General features: G+C 36.5%; 14 protein-coding genes. 6 read left to right on the top strand and 8 right to left on the bottom strand.

Translation table 11 applies throughout. From position 1 onward, the window contains the following. The 3 genes from secDF to ABWO41_RS07680 all read right to left on the bottom strand — a co-directional run. A partial coding sequence (gene secDF, locus ABWO41_RS07670) for a protein translocase subunit SecDF (protein ID WP_353135925.1) occupies positions 1-2,933 on the bottom strand: 2,933 nt, incomplete at its 3' end. A 105-nt stretch (positions 2,934-3,038) separates the two neighbouring features. Continuing rightward, entirely contained in the window at positions 3,039-3,527 is a 489-nt protein-coding gene (locus tag ABWO41_RS07675; RefSeq protein ID WP_353135928.1) for a dihydrofolate reductase, read from the bottom strand. A gap of 192 nt (positions 3,528-3,719) precedes the next feature. Then, positions 3,720-4,514: a thymidylate synthase gene (locus ABWO41_RS07680; protein WP_353135931.1), complete on the bottom strand. Its 795-nt coding sequence runs from the start codon at positions 4,512-4,514 to the stop codon at positions 3,720-3,722. 79 nt (positions 4,515-4,593) lie between these two features. On the opposite strand from ABWO41_RS07680, the gene ispE reads away from it, so the two are divergent. Continuing rightward, a complete protein-coding gene (gene ispE / locus ABWO41_RS07685; protein ID WP_353135934.1) occupies positions 4,594-5,397 on the top strand; it encodes a 4-(cytidine 5'-diphospho)-2-C-methyl-D-erythritol kinase in 804 nt (267 codons plus the stop codon). Positions 5,398-6,167: 770 nt separating this feature from the next. Here ispE and ABWO41_RS07690 read toward each other — a convergent pair. Further along, the gene (locus tag ABWO41_RS07690) at positions 6,168-6,773 is read right to left on the bottom strand and encodes a Crp/Fnr family transcriptional regulator (RefSeq protein ID WP_353135937.1); all 606 of its coding nucleotides are present in this window, start codon (positions 6,771-6,773) and stop codon (positions 6,168-6,170) included. Positions 6,774-6,851: 78 nt separating this feature from the next. Here ABWO41_RS07690 and ABWO41_RS07695 point away from each other — a divergent pair, with 78 nt between their 5' ends. Further along, a complete protein-coding gene (locus ABWO41_RS07695) occupies positions 6,852-7,430 on the top strand; it encodes a DinB family protein (RefSeq protein WP_353135940.1) in 579 nt (192 codons plus the stop codon). Positions 7,431-7,491: 61 nt separating this feature from the next. On the opposite strand, the gene ABWO41_RS07700 is transcribed toward ABWO41_RS07695, so the two are convergent. The 4 genes from ABWO41_RS07700 to gpmI all read right to left on the bottom strand — a co-directional run bounded on the left by ABWO41_RS07700 (position 7,492) and on the right by gpmI (position 12,057). Next, positions 7,492-9,420, bottom strand: coding sequence for a heavy metal translocating P-type ATPase (locus tag ABWO41_RS07700; protein ID WP_353135943.1), 1,929 nt, complete (start codon positions 9,418-9,420; stop codon positions 7,492-7,494). A gap of 57 nt (positions 9,421-9,477) precedes the next feature. Beyond that, entirely contained in the window at positions 9,478-9,906 is a 429-nt protein-coding gene (locus tag ABWO41_RS07705) for a Fur family transcriptional regulator (protein ID WP_353135946.1), read from the bottom strand. A 99-nt stretch (positions 9,907-10,005) separates the two neighbouring features. Beyond that, the gene (locus tag ABWO41_RS07710) at positions 10,006-10,536 is read right to left on the bottom strand and encodes a hypothetical protein (RefSeq protein WP_353135949.1); all 531 of its coding nucleotides are present in this window, start codon (positions 10,534-10,536) and stop codon (positions 10,006-10,008) included. Next, complete coding sequence (gpmI, locus tag ABWO41_RS07715) at positions 10,537-12,057, bottom strand: 2,3-bisphosphoglycerate-independent phosphoglycerate mutase (protein ID WP_353135951.1); 1,521 nt, start codon at positions 12,055-12,057, stop codon at positions 10,537-10,539. A 114-nt stretch (positions 12,058-12,171) separates the two neighbouring features. On the opposite strand from gpmI, the gene ABWO41_RS07720 reads away from it, so the two are divergent. The 4 genes from ABWO41_RS07720 to ABWO41_RS07735 are packed head-to-tail and all read left to right on the top strand — an operon-like array spanning position 12,172 to position 14,954. Further along, complete coding sequence (locus tag ABWO41_RS07720) at positions 12,172-12,558, top strand: DUF4783 domain-containing protein (protein ID WP_353135954.1); 387 nt, start codon at positions 12,172-12,174, stop codon at positions 12,556-12,558. Between the two features lie 44 nt (positions 12,559-12,602). Beyond that, on the top strand, positions 12,603-13,451 hold the full coding sequence (gene nadC / locus ABWO41_RS07725) for a carboxylating nicotinate-nucleotide diphosphorylase (RefSeq protein WP_353135957.1): 849 nt from the start codon (positions 12,603-12,605) through the stop codon (positions 13,449-13,451). Positions 13,452-13,495: 44 nt separating this feature from the next. Then, positions 13,496-14,143 carry a glycerol-3-phosphate 1-O-acyltransferase PlsY gene (plsY, locus tag ABWO41_RS07730; RefSeq protein WP_353135960.1) on the top strand — a complete coding sequence of 216 codons (648 nt, stop codon included), beginning with the start codon at positions 13,496-13,498 and terminating at the stop codon, positions 14,141-14,143. Positions 14,144-14,147: 4 nt separating this feature from the next. Then, the gene (locus ABWO41_RS07735) at positions 14,148-14,954 is read left to right on the top strand and encodes a M48 family metallopeptidase (protein WP_353135963.1); all 807 of its coding nucleotides are present in this window, start codon (positions 14,148-14,150) and stop codon (positions 14,952-14,954) included. Positions 14,955-15,276 lie beyond the last annotated feature (322 nt).

A 15,276-nucleotide genomic window follows, 5' to 3' on the forward strand; every position in this document is an offset into this window, starting at 1 on the left:
ATAAATTCAACAACCACAGGTGTCGCAACAAATAAAGAAGAATAAGTACCTACAATGATACCAATTAGCATGGCAAAAGAGAAACCTCTTAAAATCTCGCCACCGAAAATAAATAAGATAATCAATACAAAAATGGTAGACATACCGGTAACAACTGTACGGCTTAATGTGCTGTTTAAGGCGTTGTTGATAATAGTAGCCATACTTTGGTTTTTGTTTCTATCGTCTGATAAGTATTCCCTAACCCTGTCAAAAATTACCACGGTATCGTTAATTGAATAACCCGCAACAGTTAAGATAGCGGCAATAAAGGTTTGGTCAATATCTAATGAGAATGGTAATATTCCATCAAAGATAGAGAAGATAGCCAGTACAATCAGAACGTCGTGTAGTAACGCGATAATTGTTGCAATACCAAAAGACATCTTTCTGAAACGGATATATACATATAAGAAGATACCAACAATTGCAGCTAAAACAGACCATATTGCAGAGGCTTTAATATCGTTAGCCACAGTAGGTCCTACTTTTTGAGCATCTTTTATTTCGTATGGAACATTTAACGATTTTAAGCCCTCGTTAAGTTTAGAGGCTACGGTGTTCTCTGCTTCATCAGAATTGTCTTCTATCAGGTAAGCTGTTGTTATTCTAACACCACTACCATAACTTTTTACTTCTGGGGCATCATTCTCGAAAGATTTTGTTAAAGCCTGTCTTACATCAATGGTGCTTACTTCTTTATTGAAGTCAACAACATAAGTTCTTCCGCCCTGAAAGTCTACACCATAGCTAAAGCCTTTAATCAGCATAGATGCTAAACCAGCTATAATAATGATAGAAGATATGATATAGAATTTTTTACGTTCTTTTACGAAATCTATAGTAGAACCTTTGAACAGGTTTTTAGTAAGTGAAGTGTATAGCGGAAGATCTTTTCCTTTATCCAATCTCCTATCAACTATAATACGGGTAATGAAAATTGCAGTGAATATGGAAAGGAAAATACCAATTACCAAAGTAACCGCAAAACCGTAAATAGGACCTGTTCCGGTGATTAATAAAATGATACCAACAATTAACGTTGTAATTTGTGAGTCTAAAATTGCCGAATAAGAGTTTTTGAAACCATCTACAACTGCGGTTTTTAGACTTTTTCCTAAAGAAAGCTCTTCTTTTATACGCTCATAAATCAACACGTTTGCATCCACTGCCATACCAATGGTAAGAACCAAACCTGCAATACCCGGAAGGGTCCAAACAGCACCTAATGATGCCATAATACCTACCAGGAAGAACATGTTGAAAAGCAAAGCAAAGTTTGCAATTAAACCAGATCTGTTATAGTAGAACACCATGAACAGCAGTACTACAATAAGACCTGCAATAGAAGAAACTACACCTTTTTCAATAGATTCTTTACCTAATGTGGGACCAACAACGTATTCACTTACAATTTTAGCAGGAGCAGGTAATTTACCGGCTTTTAATACGTTTGCTAAATCTTTGGTTTCTTCTACTGTGAAGTTACCTGAGATAGAAGATATACCATTAGGTATTTCGCCACCTACACGAGGAGCAGTGTATACCATACCGTCAAGGACGATAGCAATACATTTGTTGTCTTCTTCATTTCTTGGATCTCCGGCAGCTGCGGCAGTAATTCTTTTCCATTCTCTCGCTCCAGTAGAGTTCATAGCCATAGTAACCTCTGGATTACCTTTCTGATCGAAATCTTCGCGGGCATTAGAGATAACGTCGCCTTCCAAAACAGCACCATTATTTATACCACTGCCTTTAATCGCGTATAACTCAAAAACTTTGGCTTCTTTAGATATGGATTTTACTCCCCACATTAATTTTACATTCCCGGGAATAACAGACTTAATATCCGGTTCGTTCAGATAAGCATTTACTTTTGCCGTATCTTTTAAAGCTACATATCCAATTACTGGTCCGGGTCTTAAACCTTGCTCACCGTTAGGTCCCTGATAAGTTGCGGGTTGAAGTACAGAGAACAAAGGATTAGCTTTAGCTAAAGCAGCCATATTAGCTGCAGAATCTTTAGTTGTGCTGTCTTTTTTTGCACTCAATAAAGCCGGTTTAGCACCTTTAGTTGTGTCTGCAGTTGAAGACTCGGTTTTAGCGGCAACCTCTTCTTTAGGTTGTTTTGCAGCTAAAATATTATTGATGTTCTGTATTAGAGGGAAAATTTCCTGATTATCGAAAGTTTCGTAGAATTCTAATTTTGCAGATCCCTGTAATAATTTGCGTACACGTTCCTGATCTGTAACACCAGGTAATTCTACTAAAATTCGGTTAGACCCTTGTTGCAATTGAATATTTGGTTGTGTAACACCAAATTTGTCAATACGGGTTCTTAGAATATTAAAAGACCTTTCAATTGCAGAAGTTGCCTGTTTTTCAAGATAGGTTTTAACTTTTGAATTAGAGTCGTCTAATTTTAATTCAGAAGAATTGTCTTTTGTAGAATAAAAAGATGCCAGCTTAACGTTAGGGCTTAACTTCTCAAACTCACTAACAAAAAGGGAAACTAAACCCTCTTTACTGTTAGTCTTTAATTTTTCCTGTGCATTCTTTAGCGCCTGATTGAAATTAGCGTCAGTTGGATTATTTGCTAAGCTTTTTAACAACGCAGATAGTTCTATCTCCATTGTAACATTCATTCCACCTTTTAAATCCAGTCCAAGAGCGATTTCTCTTTCTTTAACATACTGGTCAGTATGTCCAAAAACCGGATAAACAGGTTGAGAAGAAATAGAATCAAGATAGCTTCTTTCCTTTGCAGGATCTCCGTTAGCATATGCCTTAGCGTCATCTTCTACCTTGTTGGCAAAAAATGTGAAAGACAATGCATACAAACTTAGTACAGATAATACAGCTGTTGCAAACTTAATTATTCCTTTGTTTTGCATTTTTTGATTAATTATTAATTCTGCTTTTTTTATAAGAGGGCAAAGCTAATATAATTTTTAAATTATAAAATCTCTGCTATTAAATTATTTATACTTTATATTCTGTTATTTTTTCTTTTCCAGAATTAGAAAAGTGTAGTCGTAAAGATGCCGGTCATCGGCGTAATTGTCTTCTCTCCATATTTCGTTTAGTTCGTTAAGGTTTAGGTTATTAAAAAAAGTATCGGCATCAAAACGGTGATGCACTTGTGTAATATAAAACTTATTAGTGAAAGGTTCTGCCTGTTTGTAAATTTCTGCTCCTCCAATAATGAAAACTTCTTCTTCCCCTTTGCAGTTATTTAATGCTTCCAATATGGAATGGTAAATTTCTGTGCCCTCAATTTTTAGTTCGCTATTTCTTGAAATAACGATGTTTCTGCGGTTTGGTAGGGGCTTCCCTATAGAATCGAAAGTTTTGCGGCCCATAATAACCGTATGCCCGGAAGTAGTCTTTTTAAAGAACTTAAGGTCATTTGGCAAATGCCAAAGTAACTGGTTGTCTTTACCAATTGCTTTATTCTCGTCTATAGCAACAATTATGCTTACAGTCATTGTTTAGTTTTCAGTTCGTTTAGTGCTCTAACCAGTTGTTTTCCTATTGTATCTTTTGCAAAAAAAAATCTTTCCATTCGCACACAAGATTCCATATTTCATCAGATAATATACAAGCCCTTTTATAAAGCGCTAATTCTTCGATATTATTAAAACTCATGTCCCTTGCTGTTTTATTACTAATGAACTCATCTATACCGCAACTGCTCCTTTAATATGCGGGTGCGGATCATAATTTTCTAAACTGAAATCTTCGAATTTGAAATCGAAAATATCTTTCACTTCCGGATTGATTCGCATGGTAGGCAAAGGTCTGAAATCTCTGGAAAGCTGTAATTTTGCCTGTTCCAGATGATTATTGTACAGATGGGCATCTCCTAAAGTATGAATGAAATCACCATATTTTAAACCACAAACCTGTGCAACCATCATCGTCAATAAAGCATAAGAGGCAATATTGAAAGGTACACCTAAAAAGATGTCGGCACTTCTCTGGTAAAGCTGACAGCTTAGTTTTCCTTCTGCGACATAAAACTGAAAAAAGCTGTGGCAGGGCGGTAAAGCCATATTTTCTATTTCTGCAACGTTCCATGCCGAAACGATGATTCTCCTACTGTCCGGTGTGTTCTTGATTTGACTTATGATTTGGCTAATCTGATCGATATGCCTACCGTCCGGAGTAGGCCAGGAGCGCCACTGTGATCCGTAAACAGGGCCTAAGTTACCTTCTTCATCTGCCCATTCGTCCCAAATCCTTACGCCATTTTCTTTGAGATACCTGATGTTGGTATCGCCACTCAGGAACCAGATCAATTCGTGTATAATGGACTTTAAGTGAAGTTTTTTTGTGGTTAACAGAGGGAAACCTTCTTCAAGATTAAAACGCATTTGGTATCCAAATACACTAATCGTTCCCGTTCCAGTTCTGTCATGTTTTTGGACTCCATTTTCCAAAACATGGCGCATTAAATCATGATATTGTTTCATCTATTAATGAAGTTTAAACAAATGTTTTTGCAAAATAAATATATTTGTCGAATTCTTATGTCAAATATTTGAAATCCTTATGATCTGCTTTCCGAATGCAAAAATTAATATAGGTTTAAATGTTGTTAATAAAAGAACTGATGGATACCACGAGCTGGAAACAATATTTTATCCTGTAAAAATTAAAGATGCGTTGGAAATTATAGAAGCGCCGGAGATGAAGTTTGAAAGCTCCGGAATAACTATTCCAGGCAATGCTGATGAAAATCTGTGTATGAGAGCCTATGGATTGCTTCGAAGAGATTTTGACTTACCAAATATTCATATCCATCTTCATAAGCATATTCCAATCGGAGCCGGATTGGGTGGCGGGTCTTCAGATGCAGCTTTCTTCATTAAATTAGTGAACGATAAGTTTGGTTTGGGATTAGGTATTGATGCTATGAAGGGCTATTGTAAAAAGCTAGGTGCAGATTGTGCTTTTTTTCTGGAAAATAAGCCAGTTTTTGCTACGGGTATAGGAGATGTTTTTGAGGATATTGAATTGGATTTTTCCGGATATCATATTGCATTGGTTAAACCTCCGGTCCATGTATCAACTGCCGAGGCATACAGAGATGTAGTTCCTCAGGAGCCTGTTAATCCATTGAAGACATTGATCAGACTGCCTGTGGAAGAATGGGGATGTAATATTAAAAATGATTTTGAGCCACATATTACAGAAGCTCACCCGCAAATAAGGATGGTGAAAAAACATTTATTGGAAGCGGGCGCCATTTTTACCTTAATGAGTGGAAGCGGCTCGTCGGTATTTGGAATATTCAAAGAACAGCCAGACTTAAGTGAGTTTGGTAAAGAGTTCGATGTTTTTTACGATTTATAAGAGAAGTGAGATTTGAGATAAAGATGCCTCAACAAGCAGAGCCTTCAGTCTTGATACTTATTACTTGCTTTCCAGAGCCTTCCAGTTTAGTTCTAACAACTACTTACTGTCCACTCCAAAGTACGATTTTCAATTCCATTGCCGGCAAGAACAAAAAGCAGGTGCAGAAAGAAACATTTTGTACTGCCAAGCCTCTAGTGAAAGCGGTTTTGCGTTTGAGTACGTATAAACCTTCATAAAGCACTGACAGCAAAAAGCCAGCGCCAATGCTTTTTGATGAGCAAGGGATACGAGCGCTAAGGCAATTTGGGGATTGGAAAAGGCTTTTGGTTACTTTTGGCCTCAAAAGTAACTAGCCTGTCTGGCAATGAAGACGGAGAGGCAAGAGCGTAATGGTCATAGTCAATGCTAAAAATGCAAGTCAGTCCGCCTTATACCTGTTCCGAATTTGTTTCAATACTATTATGAAAATTAGTCCGCCTCATAGCCGGCAGCTGGCCTAGTAAATTCTCCTTGATGAGAAAGTCACCAAAGAATCAAGGCGCCATCATATTTGTTGCGACACTTGGATAAATATTCTGAGAGCGCAAGCTGAATCTGTGTGTAGCTTTCTGCATTGTTGTTCGGTTGTGCAGTATAGTACCTTGCTTGACAGTATGGAATTGAAGTTTTAGCAGGGAAGATTTATCTGGCTCTGCTTCCAAATTTGATGAGGCCGGCACTACGAATAACTTAAACCAGCATGTTAGATGTTTTTTAGATATCTAATTTCAAATTTTAATACTATTCAGCAGTTTGCTGAAATTGCTGGCATCGATACCTAAATAGCTGGCAATATATTTATGTGGTATTAACTGAAGGATATGCGGACTCCTTTTTAATAAAATTCTAAACTTTTCTTCGGAGCTGCATACTTGTAGTTCGACAATCCTTTCCAATATTCCGGATAAAGCCTGACTAATACCTTGTAATACAAAAAGATTAACAGATGAGTGTTTTTCCATTAATTTTTTAATCTCTGTATACTTTGCTTTCAGAAAAACCGAAGGAGTTAATGTTTCAAAATAATACCTGGATTTTTGAGCTAACATCATGGCATCCAATATTCCTGCAAAAGAAGGAGGATAGCTGAGCACCAAAGTAGCTTCTTTTCCCCATTCGGATATGTAAAATACTCTTTGGATTCCTTCTAGTACGAAGTAAAGGTAGTTTTCCTTTTCTCCATTTTTGGTTAACACCTCTTTACGTTTTGCTGCATGCAAAGTCCAAAGACCAGAGAAATCATGCCAGGCATTGTCGTCCAGAACAATAGTTTTATTAACAAAAAGCCTTAGTTTTTCCAATGCTGCTGACTGGTCGGGTTTTACAATTACCATTGCTAACAGAATTTAAAAATCTTGGTATTTACCAAGAAAACCAAAAAATAAAACTGTCACTTTTGAAAAAATTAAGTTATGAAAAAAATTGATAAACGAGAGTTTTTACAGGTTCTAATAAAAAAAGCACAGCAGCAATTAGACTTCATAAGTACATATTTACAAAATGCGGGGGACGAAAGATTAACATGGAAAAAAGGACAAGAGTGGAATATAGCGGAGTGTTTAGAACATTTGAATACCTACAGTATATATTATTTGCCCCGTATTGAAGATAAAATAAAACAGCATAGGGAAGCAGATATTCTGGATGATTTCTTTTCGAGAGGGTTTGTAGGTAGCTTTTTTATAAAGATGATGGGAAATACTAAAAAATATAAAGCAGCCCAACAACATGTGCCTAAAGGGCAGCAAAGCCCGGAATTAATTGTTGCTGATTTTATGAAATATCAAAAGCAATTGCTGGAATGTTTGCGTCTTGTGAAGAATCTCAATTTAAGTAAATGCAGAATCCCAATCTCAATTAATAAAATCATTAAACTGAGATTGGGAGACATATTTGAATTCTTAATTGTTCATAATGAGAGGCATATACAACAAATAAAGAGACAGTTAGCGCTGTCAGAAAAGTTAGGTACAGAGCTGTTAAACCAATGAGGAATGAGCTAATGGTCAATGACTAACACACTTGTTGTCAAAAAATCTGATAGATAATAAACTAAACACTTTTTCCCTGTATCCTCACCGCATTCAGAATAGCCAGCAATGCCACACCAACATCTGCAACAACAGCTTCCCATAAAGAAGCAACACCTTCCGCTCCGAGAATCAGTACCGCAATTTTTACGGCCATAGCCATTATGATGTTCTGCCAAACAATGTGCTTGGTTATTTTCCCGATTTTAATAGCGGATAGTATTTTCGAAGGCTGATCTGTTTGGATAACAACATCCGCAGTTTCAATAGCAGCATCGCTACCCAGACCTCCCATGGCAATTCCTGCGTCAGCCAATGCGATAACTGGCGCATCATTTACCCCATCTCCAACAAAGGCAATTCTCCTTTTTTCATTTTTGAGTTCCTTAACATGTCTAACTTTATCTTCTGGAAGAAGAGCTCCATAAGCTTTATTCAAGCCAAGTAAAGACCCCGTTTTTTGGACTATGCTGTCTTTGTCTCCGCTTAACATTATTGTTAGTATTCCATTTTTTTGAAGCTGCGAAATGGTATCAGCAGCATCTTCTTTAATTTCATCGGCTACAGTAATATAACCCGCATAATTCTGGTTTATAGCCACAATAACTATACTTTCAACGATTTCTTCTATTTTGGAAGGGAAACTGATACCGAATTTTTTTAGTAGCTTACTATTTCCTGCTAATACTTCTTTGCCATTTACGAAACCTTTTAGTCCATGACCAGGAATCTCTTCTATATGTTCAACCGTATTATGCTCAAACTTACCAGCAGCATATTGTGTAATGGCATTGGCAATTGGATGACTGGATTTGCTTTCTATAGCGGCAACAGTGGTAATGAACTCTTCCCTGCCAATAGAAGTTTCAATATCCTGAACCTGAAAAACACCTTTGGTTAACGTACCGGTTTTATCCATTACAATGGTATTTATGGTGCTCATCACATCCAGAAAGTTCCCACCTTTGAATAGAATGCCATTTTTAGAAGCGAGACTTATACCCCCAAAGTATCCCAAAGGGATAGAAACAACCAGAGCGCAAGGACAACTAATTACTAAAAATACCAGCCCCCTGTAAAGCCAATCCGAAAAAATATAGTCACTATAAATAAAGTATGGAATAACGACTAATAACACTGCCAACGCAAAAACTATAGGCGTATAAACTCTGGCAAATTTAGATATGAATAACTGGGTTTTTGATTTTCTGGCTGTAGCATCCTGTACCATCTCCAATATCTTGCTCAGTTTACTATCTCTAAAGAGAGCCGTTACTTCTATCTCCGCCAGTTTGTTCTGGTTAATCATTCCCGCAAGAACCTGATCTCCTTCGTTTTTTTGATCTGGTTTGCTTTCTCCGGTTAAAGCAGCCGTATTAAAAGTAGCATAATCGGTCAGTAAAACGCCATCCAAGGCCACTTTTTCACCTGGTTTAACCTGAATGGTTTCACCGATATTAACCTCCGAAGGATTTACAGAAATAACACCATTTCTTAAAACATCTACCGTATCTGGCCTTATATCTAATAATGCTTTGATATTTCTTTTTGCTTTATTAACAGCACTTTCCTGAAACCATTCTCCAATAGAATAAAAGATCATTACAGCAACACCTTCGCTGTAGGCACCAATAGCGAAAGCACCAATGGTAGCAATGCTCATTAAAGAAAATTCGTTAAAGAAATCTAATCGTTTAGCTTTTCTCCAGGCTAATCTCAATACATCCTTTCCGGAAAGATAGTAAGCCACTAAAAATATAATCAGGCCAATGTAGTTATGGGTATTCACGTGAAAGCCATATTGGGCAATCATCATTATTAAAAAAATACCTAAAGCAATTAGTAAGTTAAGGTGCGTTTTCCAATCGGGAGTATTTGATTGATGATGATTGTCTCCATGATTATGGTCGTGGTCATGATTGTTATGATTATGTTGATCTATATTGCTCATGTTTGTTCTCTTTGTAAGTATTATAGAGACAAACATAGTACAAAAACGAATGCAATGCTATTGCATTGTTGGCAGGCAATCTTTACAAATTCCTTTAACCGTTAAGCTGATTTCTTCAGGTTGATATTCCTGAGGTAAGGAAATAGAAGGTATTTGTGTTTTTGGCAAGCAGAAAGTCTCTTTACATTGTCTGCAGGAAAAATGTACATGAATATCATGATGCTCTTCATCATTACAATCGTTCTGACAAAGTGCATATTTTAAAGAGTTATTACCATCTTCAATCTTGTGTACAAGTCCCTTTTGCTCAAATGTTTTCAGTGTGCGATATATGGTAATCCTATCTGCAGGGTATAGTGTTTTCTCTATTTCATTAATGCTTACAGCAGATTTTTTATTCAGCAAAATCTCTAAAACCAGCTGGCGCATTGGAGTAGGAGAGATGTGTTTATGATCTAAAATATTTTCCGCTCTATTATTCATCATCCTGGTGATTAAAACAATATGAACAATATAGTAAACCTGTTTGTTTAAAATGTAAGGAAGAAGTAAAGAGTTATTTAACTGAATATACTATGCGGTTTTTCAGTCTTTAAGTTTTCCCACAATCTTGTAATCATTACCCCCTAAAAGTACTACTTTTTGTTTTTTGTGGATGATGTATAAAGAATCTGGATAGAATGTTAAATCTTCTATACTTGTATATAGATAATTTGAATTTTTATTTTGGATAGAGAACTTTGACGGTTTGTTGTCTTTAAAATCAATAACGATTTTCCGGGTTCTTAAGTCTTCCTCTTTTGCACTGTAAATAAGCTGGTTGGGTAGACTGTCTATTTTATAGCTTCCTTTCCATGAAGATTTGTTGATATCAGATTCGGAAAAAAGCGCAAGCTCTTGTTCCCACTTCTCTATTTTTAAAGTTCTGATCTCTTCTTCCTGATTATAAACGGTTGTTTTGTTAACGGTAGGATTAGCCTTTTCGAGTTCTTTAATTTCTCTTTCGAAAAAACCTTTAATATCATAATAATTAAGTTCCTGTGGATTTTGTTTGTTGGAACCAGACCCGCAGGAACTTAATAATAAGCTAACAAGAAATAAATTCAGTATTTTCATTTAAACCAAAACGTCGCCACTCATTTCTTGTGGAATTTCAATTCCCATTATCTTTAAAATAGTTGGGGCAATATCTCCCAATTTACCGTCTTTAATAGATTTATAATCTTCGTCTATTAAAATACAAGGAACTAAATTGGTAGTATGTGCTGTATTTGCAGAACCATCTTCATTAACCATGTAATCTGCATTACCATGATCTGCAATAATAATAAAAGAATATCCGTTAGCGATACCTGTTTTTACCACTGCTTCTGCACAAGAATCTACTGTTTCAACAGCCTTTACCACGGCTTCAAAAACGCCGGTATGGCCAACCATATCCGGGTTTGCAAAATTTAAGCAAACAAAATCCGGCCATCCTTTTTCCAGTTCAGGAATGATCGCTTCCTTAATGCCATTTGCGCTCATTTCTGGTTGCAAATCGTAAGTCGCTACTTTTGGTGAAGGAACCAATAATCTTTTTTCGTTATTGAATTCTTTTTCACGACCTCCGGAAAAGAAAAAGGTTACGTGTGGATATTTTTCCGTCTCAGCAATCCTGATCTGGTTTTTGCCTGCATTTTCCAATACCTCACCAAGTGTCATTTTTAAATCGTCTTTCACAAATGCAACATGTACATTTCTGAAAGTTTCATCATAAGTTGTCATGGTAACATAATGAATATCCAAAGGCTTCATTCCCTGTTCAGGAAACTCTTTCTGAGTCAATGCCAGAGAAATCTCCCGGCCCCGGTCTGTTCTAAAATTGAAACAGATAACCACATCACCGTTTTCAATTCTGGTAAGTGCGTTACCATTTTCATCACAAACTACCATAGGTTTAACAAACTCGTCTGTAATACCTTCGGCGTATGATTGTTGAATACCTTCTGTAATAGACTGTACTTTTTTGCCCTCGGCATTTACCATTACATCATAGGCTAATTTTACGCGTTCCCAACGGTTATCGCGGTCCATAGCATAATATCTTCCAATAGCAGAAGCCAATTTTCCTGTAGAATGTTGTAAATAGTCATTCAGTTCGGTAATGAAACCTAATCCGGAGTTTGGATCCGTATCTCTGCCGTCTAAAAATGCGTGAATAAAAACATCATGTAAACCAAAGCTTTTAGCAGCATCGCACAAACCTTTAAGATGGTTAATATGGGAGTGAACACCTCCGTCAGAAACCAGTCCTATAAAATGAACTTTCTTGTTGCTGTCTTTGGCGTATTCGAAAGCATTTTTAAGAGCTGTATTGGTTACAAATTCATTGTCTTCAACAGCTTTGTTAATGCGTCCCAATTCCTGGTAAACAATTCTTCCGGCACCCAGATTCATATGTCCGACTTCGGAATTTCCCATCTGTCCTTCGGGCAAACCAACGGCAGTGCCCGAAGCAATTAATTTACTGTTTGGATATTTAGCAATGCAAGCATCAAAAAAAGGCGTTTTTGCTGCTAAAATGGCATTAGAAGAATCATTTCGACCATATCCCCAGCCATCTAAAATTATAAGAGCAACTTTTTTATTTTTCACATAGCAAATATATATATTTTAACATTAAGCTTTTTTAAAATTGTTTTGTTCGTAAATTAGAGAACCCGTAGCAGACTTTTGAACGTTGGCTTTGCTAAGTTGTATTGAATGATTATGAAGAAATTTTTATTAATAGTGTTTTTGGTAGGCGCTGTGCAAGTGACAAAAGCAGATGTTATTGAAGATATAGCAGTATATATGAAAAATGGAGATGTTAAATCTTTATCAAATTATTTTGCGTCTACCGTTGAACTAATTATTCTAAATCAGGAGGAAATATATTCCAATGTACAAGCTGGAATTATATTAAAAGATTTTTTTCAGAAAAATCCTGCTAAATCTTACAAGATTGTACATAAAGTAAATTCTAATGCTAATTATAAATTTGGCGTTATTCTGTTGAGTACCAGCAAAAATGTTTTTAGGGTGAGTTATGAATTAAAGGCAAGTTCGGGCAAGTTTTTAATTGCACAAATCAGAATAGAAGAGAACAAAGAATAATAGCCATCAAAAAAATTATATTTTTGCCACAAAAAATCAACGTTTTGGATAAGAAAATTGTTCATCAAATTATAAAATCGGCTTTAATTGAGGATTTAGGAGACGGAGATCATACCTCGCTATCAACTATACCTGCAGAAGAAAAAGGAAAAGCCAAATTACTGGTAAAGGAAGACGGTGTAATTGCAGGGGTAAAAGTTGCAGTAGAAGTTTGCCGGGAGGTAGACCCGGAATTAAAAGTAGAAGTCTTAATTGAAGATGGTACAACCGTAAGAGTAGGTGATATTATTCTCTATGTTTCCGGAAAAGTGCAGTCTATCTTAGTAGCCGAAAGATTAATGCTGAATCTGATGCAGCGAATGAGCGGAATAGCTACCACTACCAGTAAAATAGTAAAGCAATTGGCAGGTACCGGGACTCAGGTTCTTGATACCAGAAAAACAACTCCAAATTTAAGATATCTTGAAAAACTGGCTGTAAAAATAGGCGGAGGTGTAAACCATCGTTTCGGTCTTTTTGATATGATTCTTATAAAAGACAATCATATAGACTATGCTGGTGGAATAGAAAATGCTGTTAAAGCAGCACAAGCATATTTACGAGATAAAAACAAAAACTTACAAATAGAGGTTGAAGTTAGGAACCTGGTAGAATTACAGCGTGTGCTGTCAATTGGTGGTGTCGATAGAATTCTGTTGGATAATTTTAGTTTTGAGGATTTAAGGAAGGCCGTCAAAGCTGTCGATAAAACTATTCCCACAGAAGCATCAGGCAATATCACTATAGATAATGCATTAGAGTACGCGAAATGTGGTGTGGATTACATTTCTATGGGCGCTTTAACGCATTCTGTTAAAGGATTAGACCTAAGTTTAAAGGCGGTTGTTAATTAAAGCAATCAGAAAAATAACCATCGCATATATTATTATAGCATAGAATGATATCTATATATTCAATAGGAGCTATTGTATTGGCTTATATTTTTGGTTCCATACCTTCTGCCGTTTGGATAGGACAGGCATTTTATGGAGTAGATGTAAGAGAATATGGTAGTGGAAATGCAGGAGCTACAAATACATTTAGGGTTTTAGGAAAGAAAGCCGGAATACCTGTAATGCTGATAGACATCCTTAAAGGCTGGACCGCCACCAATTTAGCGTATTTTATAGGGCTATCTATAACAGGCCCCGAGCACTCAATACAATATGTTAATTATCAATTAGCATTGGGAATTGTAGCAGTAATGGGACATCTGTTTCCGGTGTTTGCCGGTTTTAGAGGGGGAAAAGGAATTGCTACATTACTTGGAATGGTTTTAGCTGTACATCCACAAGCAGCTTTACTGTGTGTTCTTGTATTTGTTACCGTATTGCTTATTACCAATTACGTTTCGTTAAGTTCCATATTGGCAGGTTTTACATTTCCTATCAGTCTCATATTTGTTTTTCATGTTTCGGTAAAGGCTATTATAATTTACGGGATGTGTATTTGCGTACTCATTTTGGTAACACATCAAAAAAACATAGAAAGATTGCTTAAAGGAAAAGAATCAAAAGTTAACTTATTTGGCAAAAAGAAAGAATAAACTTATGTTAAAGAATAATATTAAAGGAGTAGCCTTTTCGGCTTTAATTTTAATTGTAGCAGCGTGTTCTACAGTACCATTAACAGGAAGAAGACAAGCTAGTTTGGTGAGCGATTCGGAAATGAATACCATGGCTGCAACCAGTTACAAAGAATTTTTAACAGAAAATTCTGGAAAAGTTATAACCAATACTGCAGAAGCAAGGAAGGTAAAGGAGATTGGGAGTAAAATAGCCAATGCCGTTACAAAATACATGAGTGATAATGGTATGGCTAATCAGGTTTCCAATTTCCAGTGGGAATTTAATCTTGTAAAAAGCAATGAAGTAAATGCCTGGTGTATGCCCGGAGGAAAAGTGGCTGTTTACACTGGTATCTTACCGGTAACCTTAAATGACGCAGGTTTGGCTACAGTAATGGGACATGAGATTGCGCATGCTGTTGCAAGACACTCTGCAGAACGTTATTCGCAACAAATGATTGCTGCCGGTATTGGTAGTTTGGCAGGTGCAGCTGTAACCAAAACAGAATCTGGAAAAGCTGTTTTTGATCAGGTATTTGGTATAGGAGCACAAACAGGAGTATTATTACCTAACTCGAGAAAGCAAGAATCAGAAGCAGACCGATTGGGATTAACCTTTATGGCAATGGCGGGTTATGATCCTGCTCAATCTATTTATTTCTGGGAAAGAATGTCGTCTGGTAAAGCCGGATCTACACCGGAGTTTTTAAGTACCCATCCTAGTGATGCCACACGTATTTCTAATATTAAGAAGTATTTGCCAGAAGCACTCACTTATTATAGAAAATAGAAAAGCATTGAAACAAAACAATAAACAGTAGGCCATTCTGAAAATGAATGGCTTTTTTATTTTATATATTGAGAGAATGCCGGGTAGAGACATTCCCTTACCCCGGAGGAAGTGCAAAATTTAAGAAAAGATGTTTCATAGCAGAAGCATTGAATTTCTCCTTCTCCCTCAGGGAGAAGGTGCCTAAAGGGCGGATGAGGGAGGACTCTTAACTTTACTGTCCAAGTGGATTTCTGCAAGAAGACCCTGCGTAAATTTAATTACAATACAGCACAATGTGTTGATATTTCACTGTCCTGAATGAAAATGGAAAGGTATTCTA

The organism is Pseudopedobacter sp. (assembly GCF_040392825.1).
Classification (GTDB): domain Bacteria; phylum Bacteroidota; class Bacteroidia; order Sphingobacteriales; family Sphingobacteriaceae; genus Pseudopedobacter.

What these genes read in the sequence shown, in the direction of transcription:
- ABWO41_RS07680 (WP_353135931.1), bottom strand. Translation starts at nt 4,514, where the DNA reads ATGAAACAATATCATGATTTAATGCGCCATGTTTTGGAAAATGGAGTC.
- ABWO41_RS07695 (WP_353135940.1), top strand. Translation starts at nt 6,852, where the DNA reads ATGAAAAAAATTGATAAACGAGAGTTTTTACAGGTTCTAATAAAAAAA.
- ABWO41_RS07705 (WP_353135946.1), bottom strand. Translation starts at nt 9,906, where the DNA reads ATGATGAATAATAGAGCGGAAAATATTTTAGATCATAAACACATCTCT.
- ABWO41_RS07700 (WP_353135943.1), bottom strand. Translation starts at nt 9,420, where the DNA reads ATGAGCAATATAGATCAACATAATCATAACAATCATGACCACGACCAT.
- ABWO41_RS07675 (WP_353135928.1), bottom strand. Translation starts at nt 3,527, where the DNA reads ATGACTGTAAGCATAATTGTTGCTATAGACGAGAATAAAGCAATTGGT.
- plsY (WP_353135960.1), top strand. Translation starts at nt 13,496, where the DNA reads ATGATATCTATATATTCAATAGGAGCTATTGTATTGGCTTATATTTTT.
- ABWO41_RS07710 (WP_353135949.1), bottom strand. Translation starts at nt 10,536, where the DNA reads ATGAAAATACTGAATTTATTTCTTGTTAGCTTATTATTAAGTTCCTGC.
- ABWO41_RS07735 (WP_353135963.1), top strand. Translation starts at nt 14,148, where the DNA reads ATGTTAAAGAATAATATTAAAGGAGTAGCCTTTTCGGCTTTAATTTTA.
- ABWO41_RS07690 (WP_353135937.1), bottom strand. Translation starts at nt 6,773, where the DNA reads ATGGTAATTGTAAAACCCGACCAGTCAGCAGCATTGGAAAAACTAAGG.
- ispE (WP_353135934.1), top strand. Translation starts at nt 4,594, where the DNA reads ATGATCTGCTTTCCGAATGCAAAAATTAATATAGGTTTAAATGTTGTT.
- ABWO41_RS07720 (WP_353135954.1), top strand. Translation starts at nt 12,172, where the DNA reads ATGAAGAAATTTTTATTAATAGTGTTTTTGGTAGGCGCTGTGCAAGTG.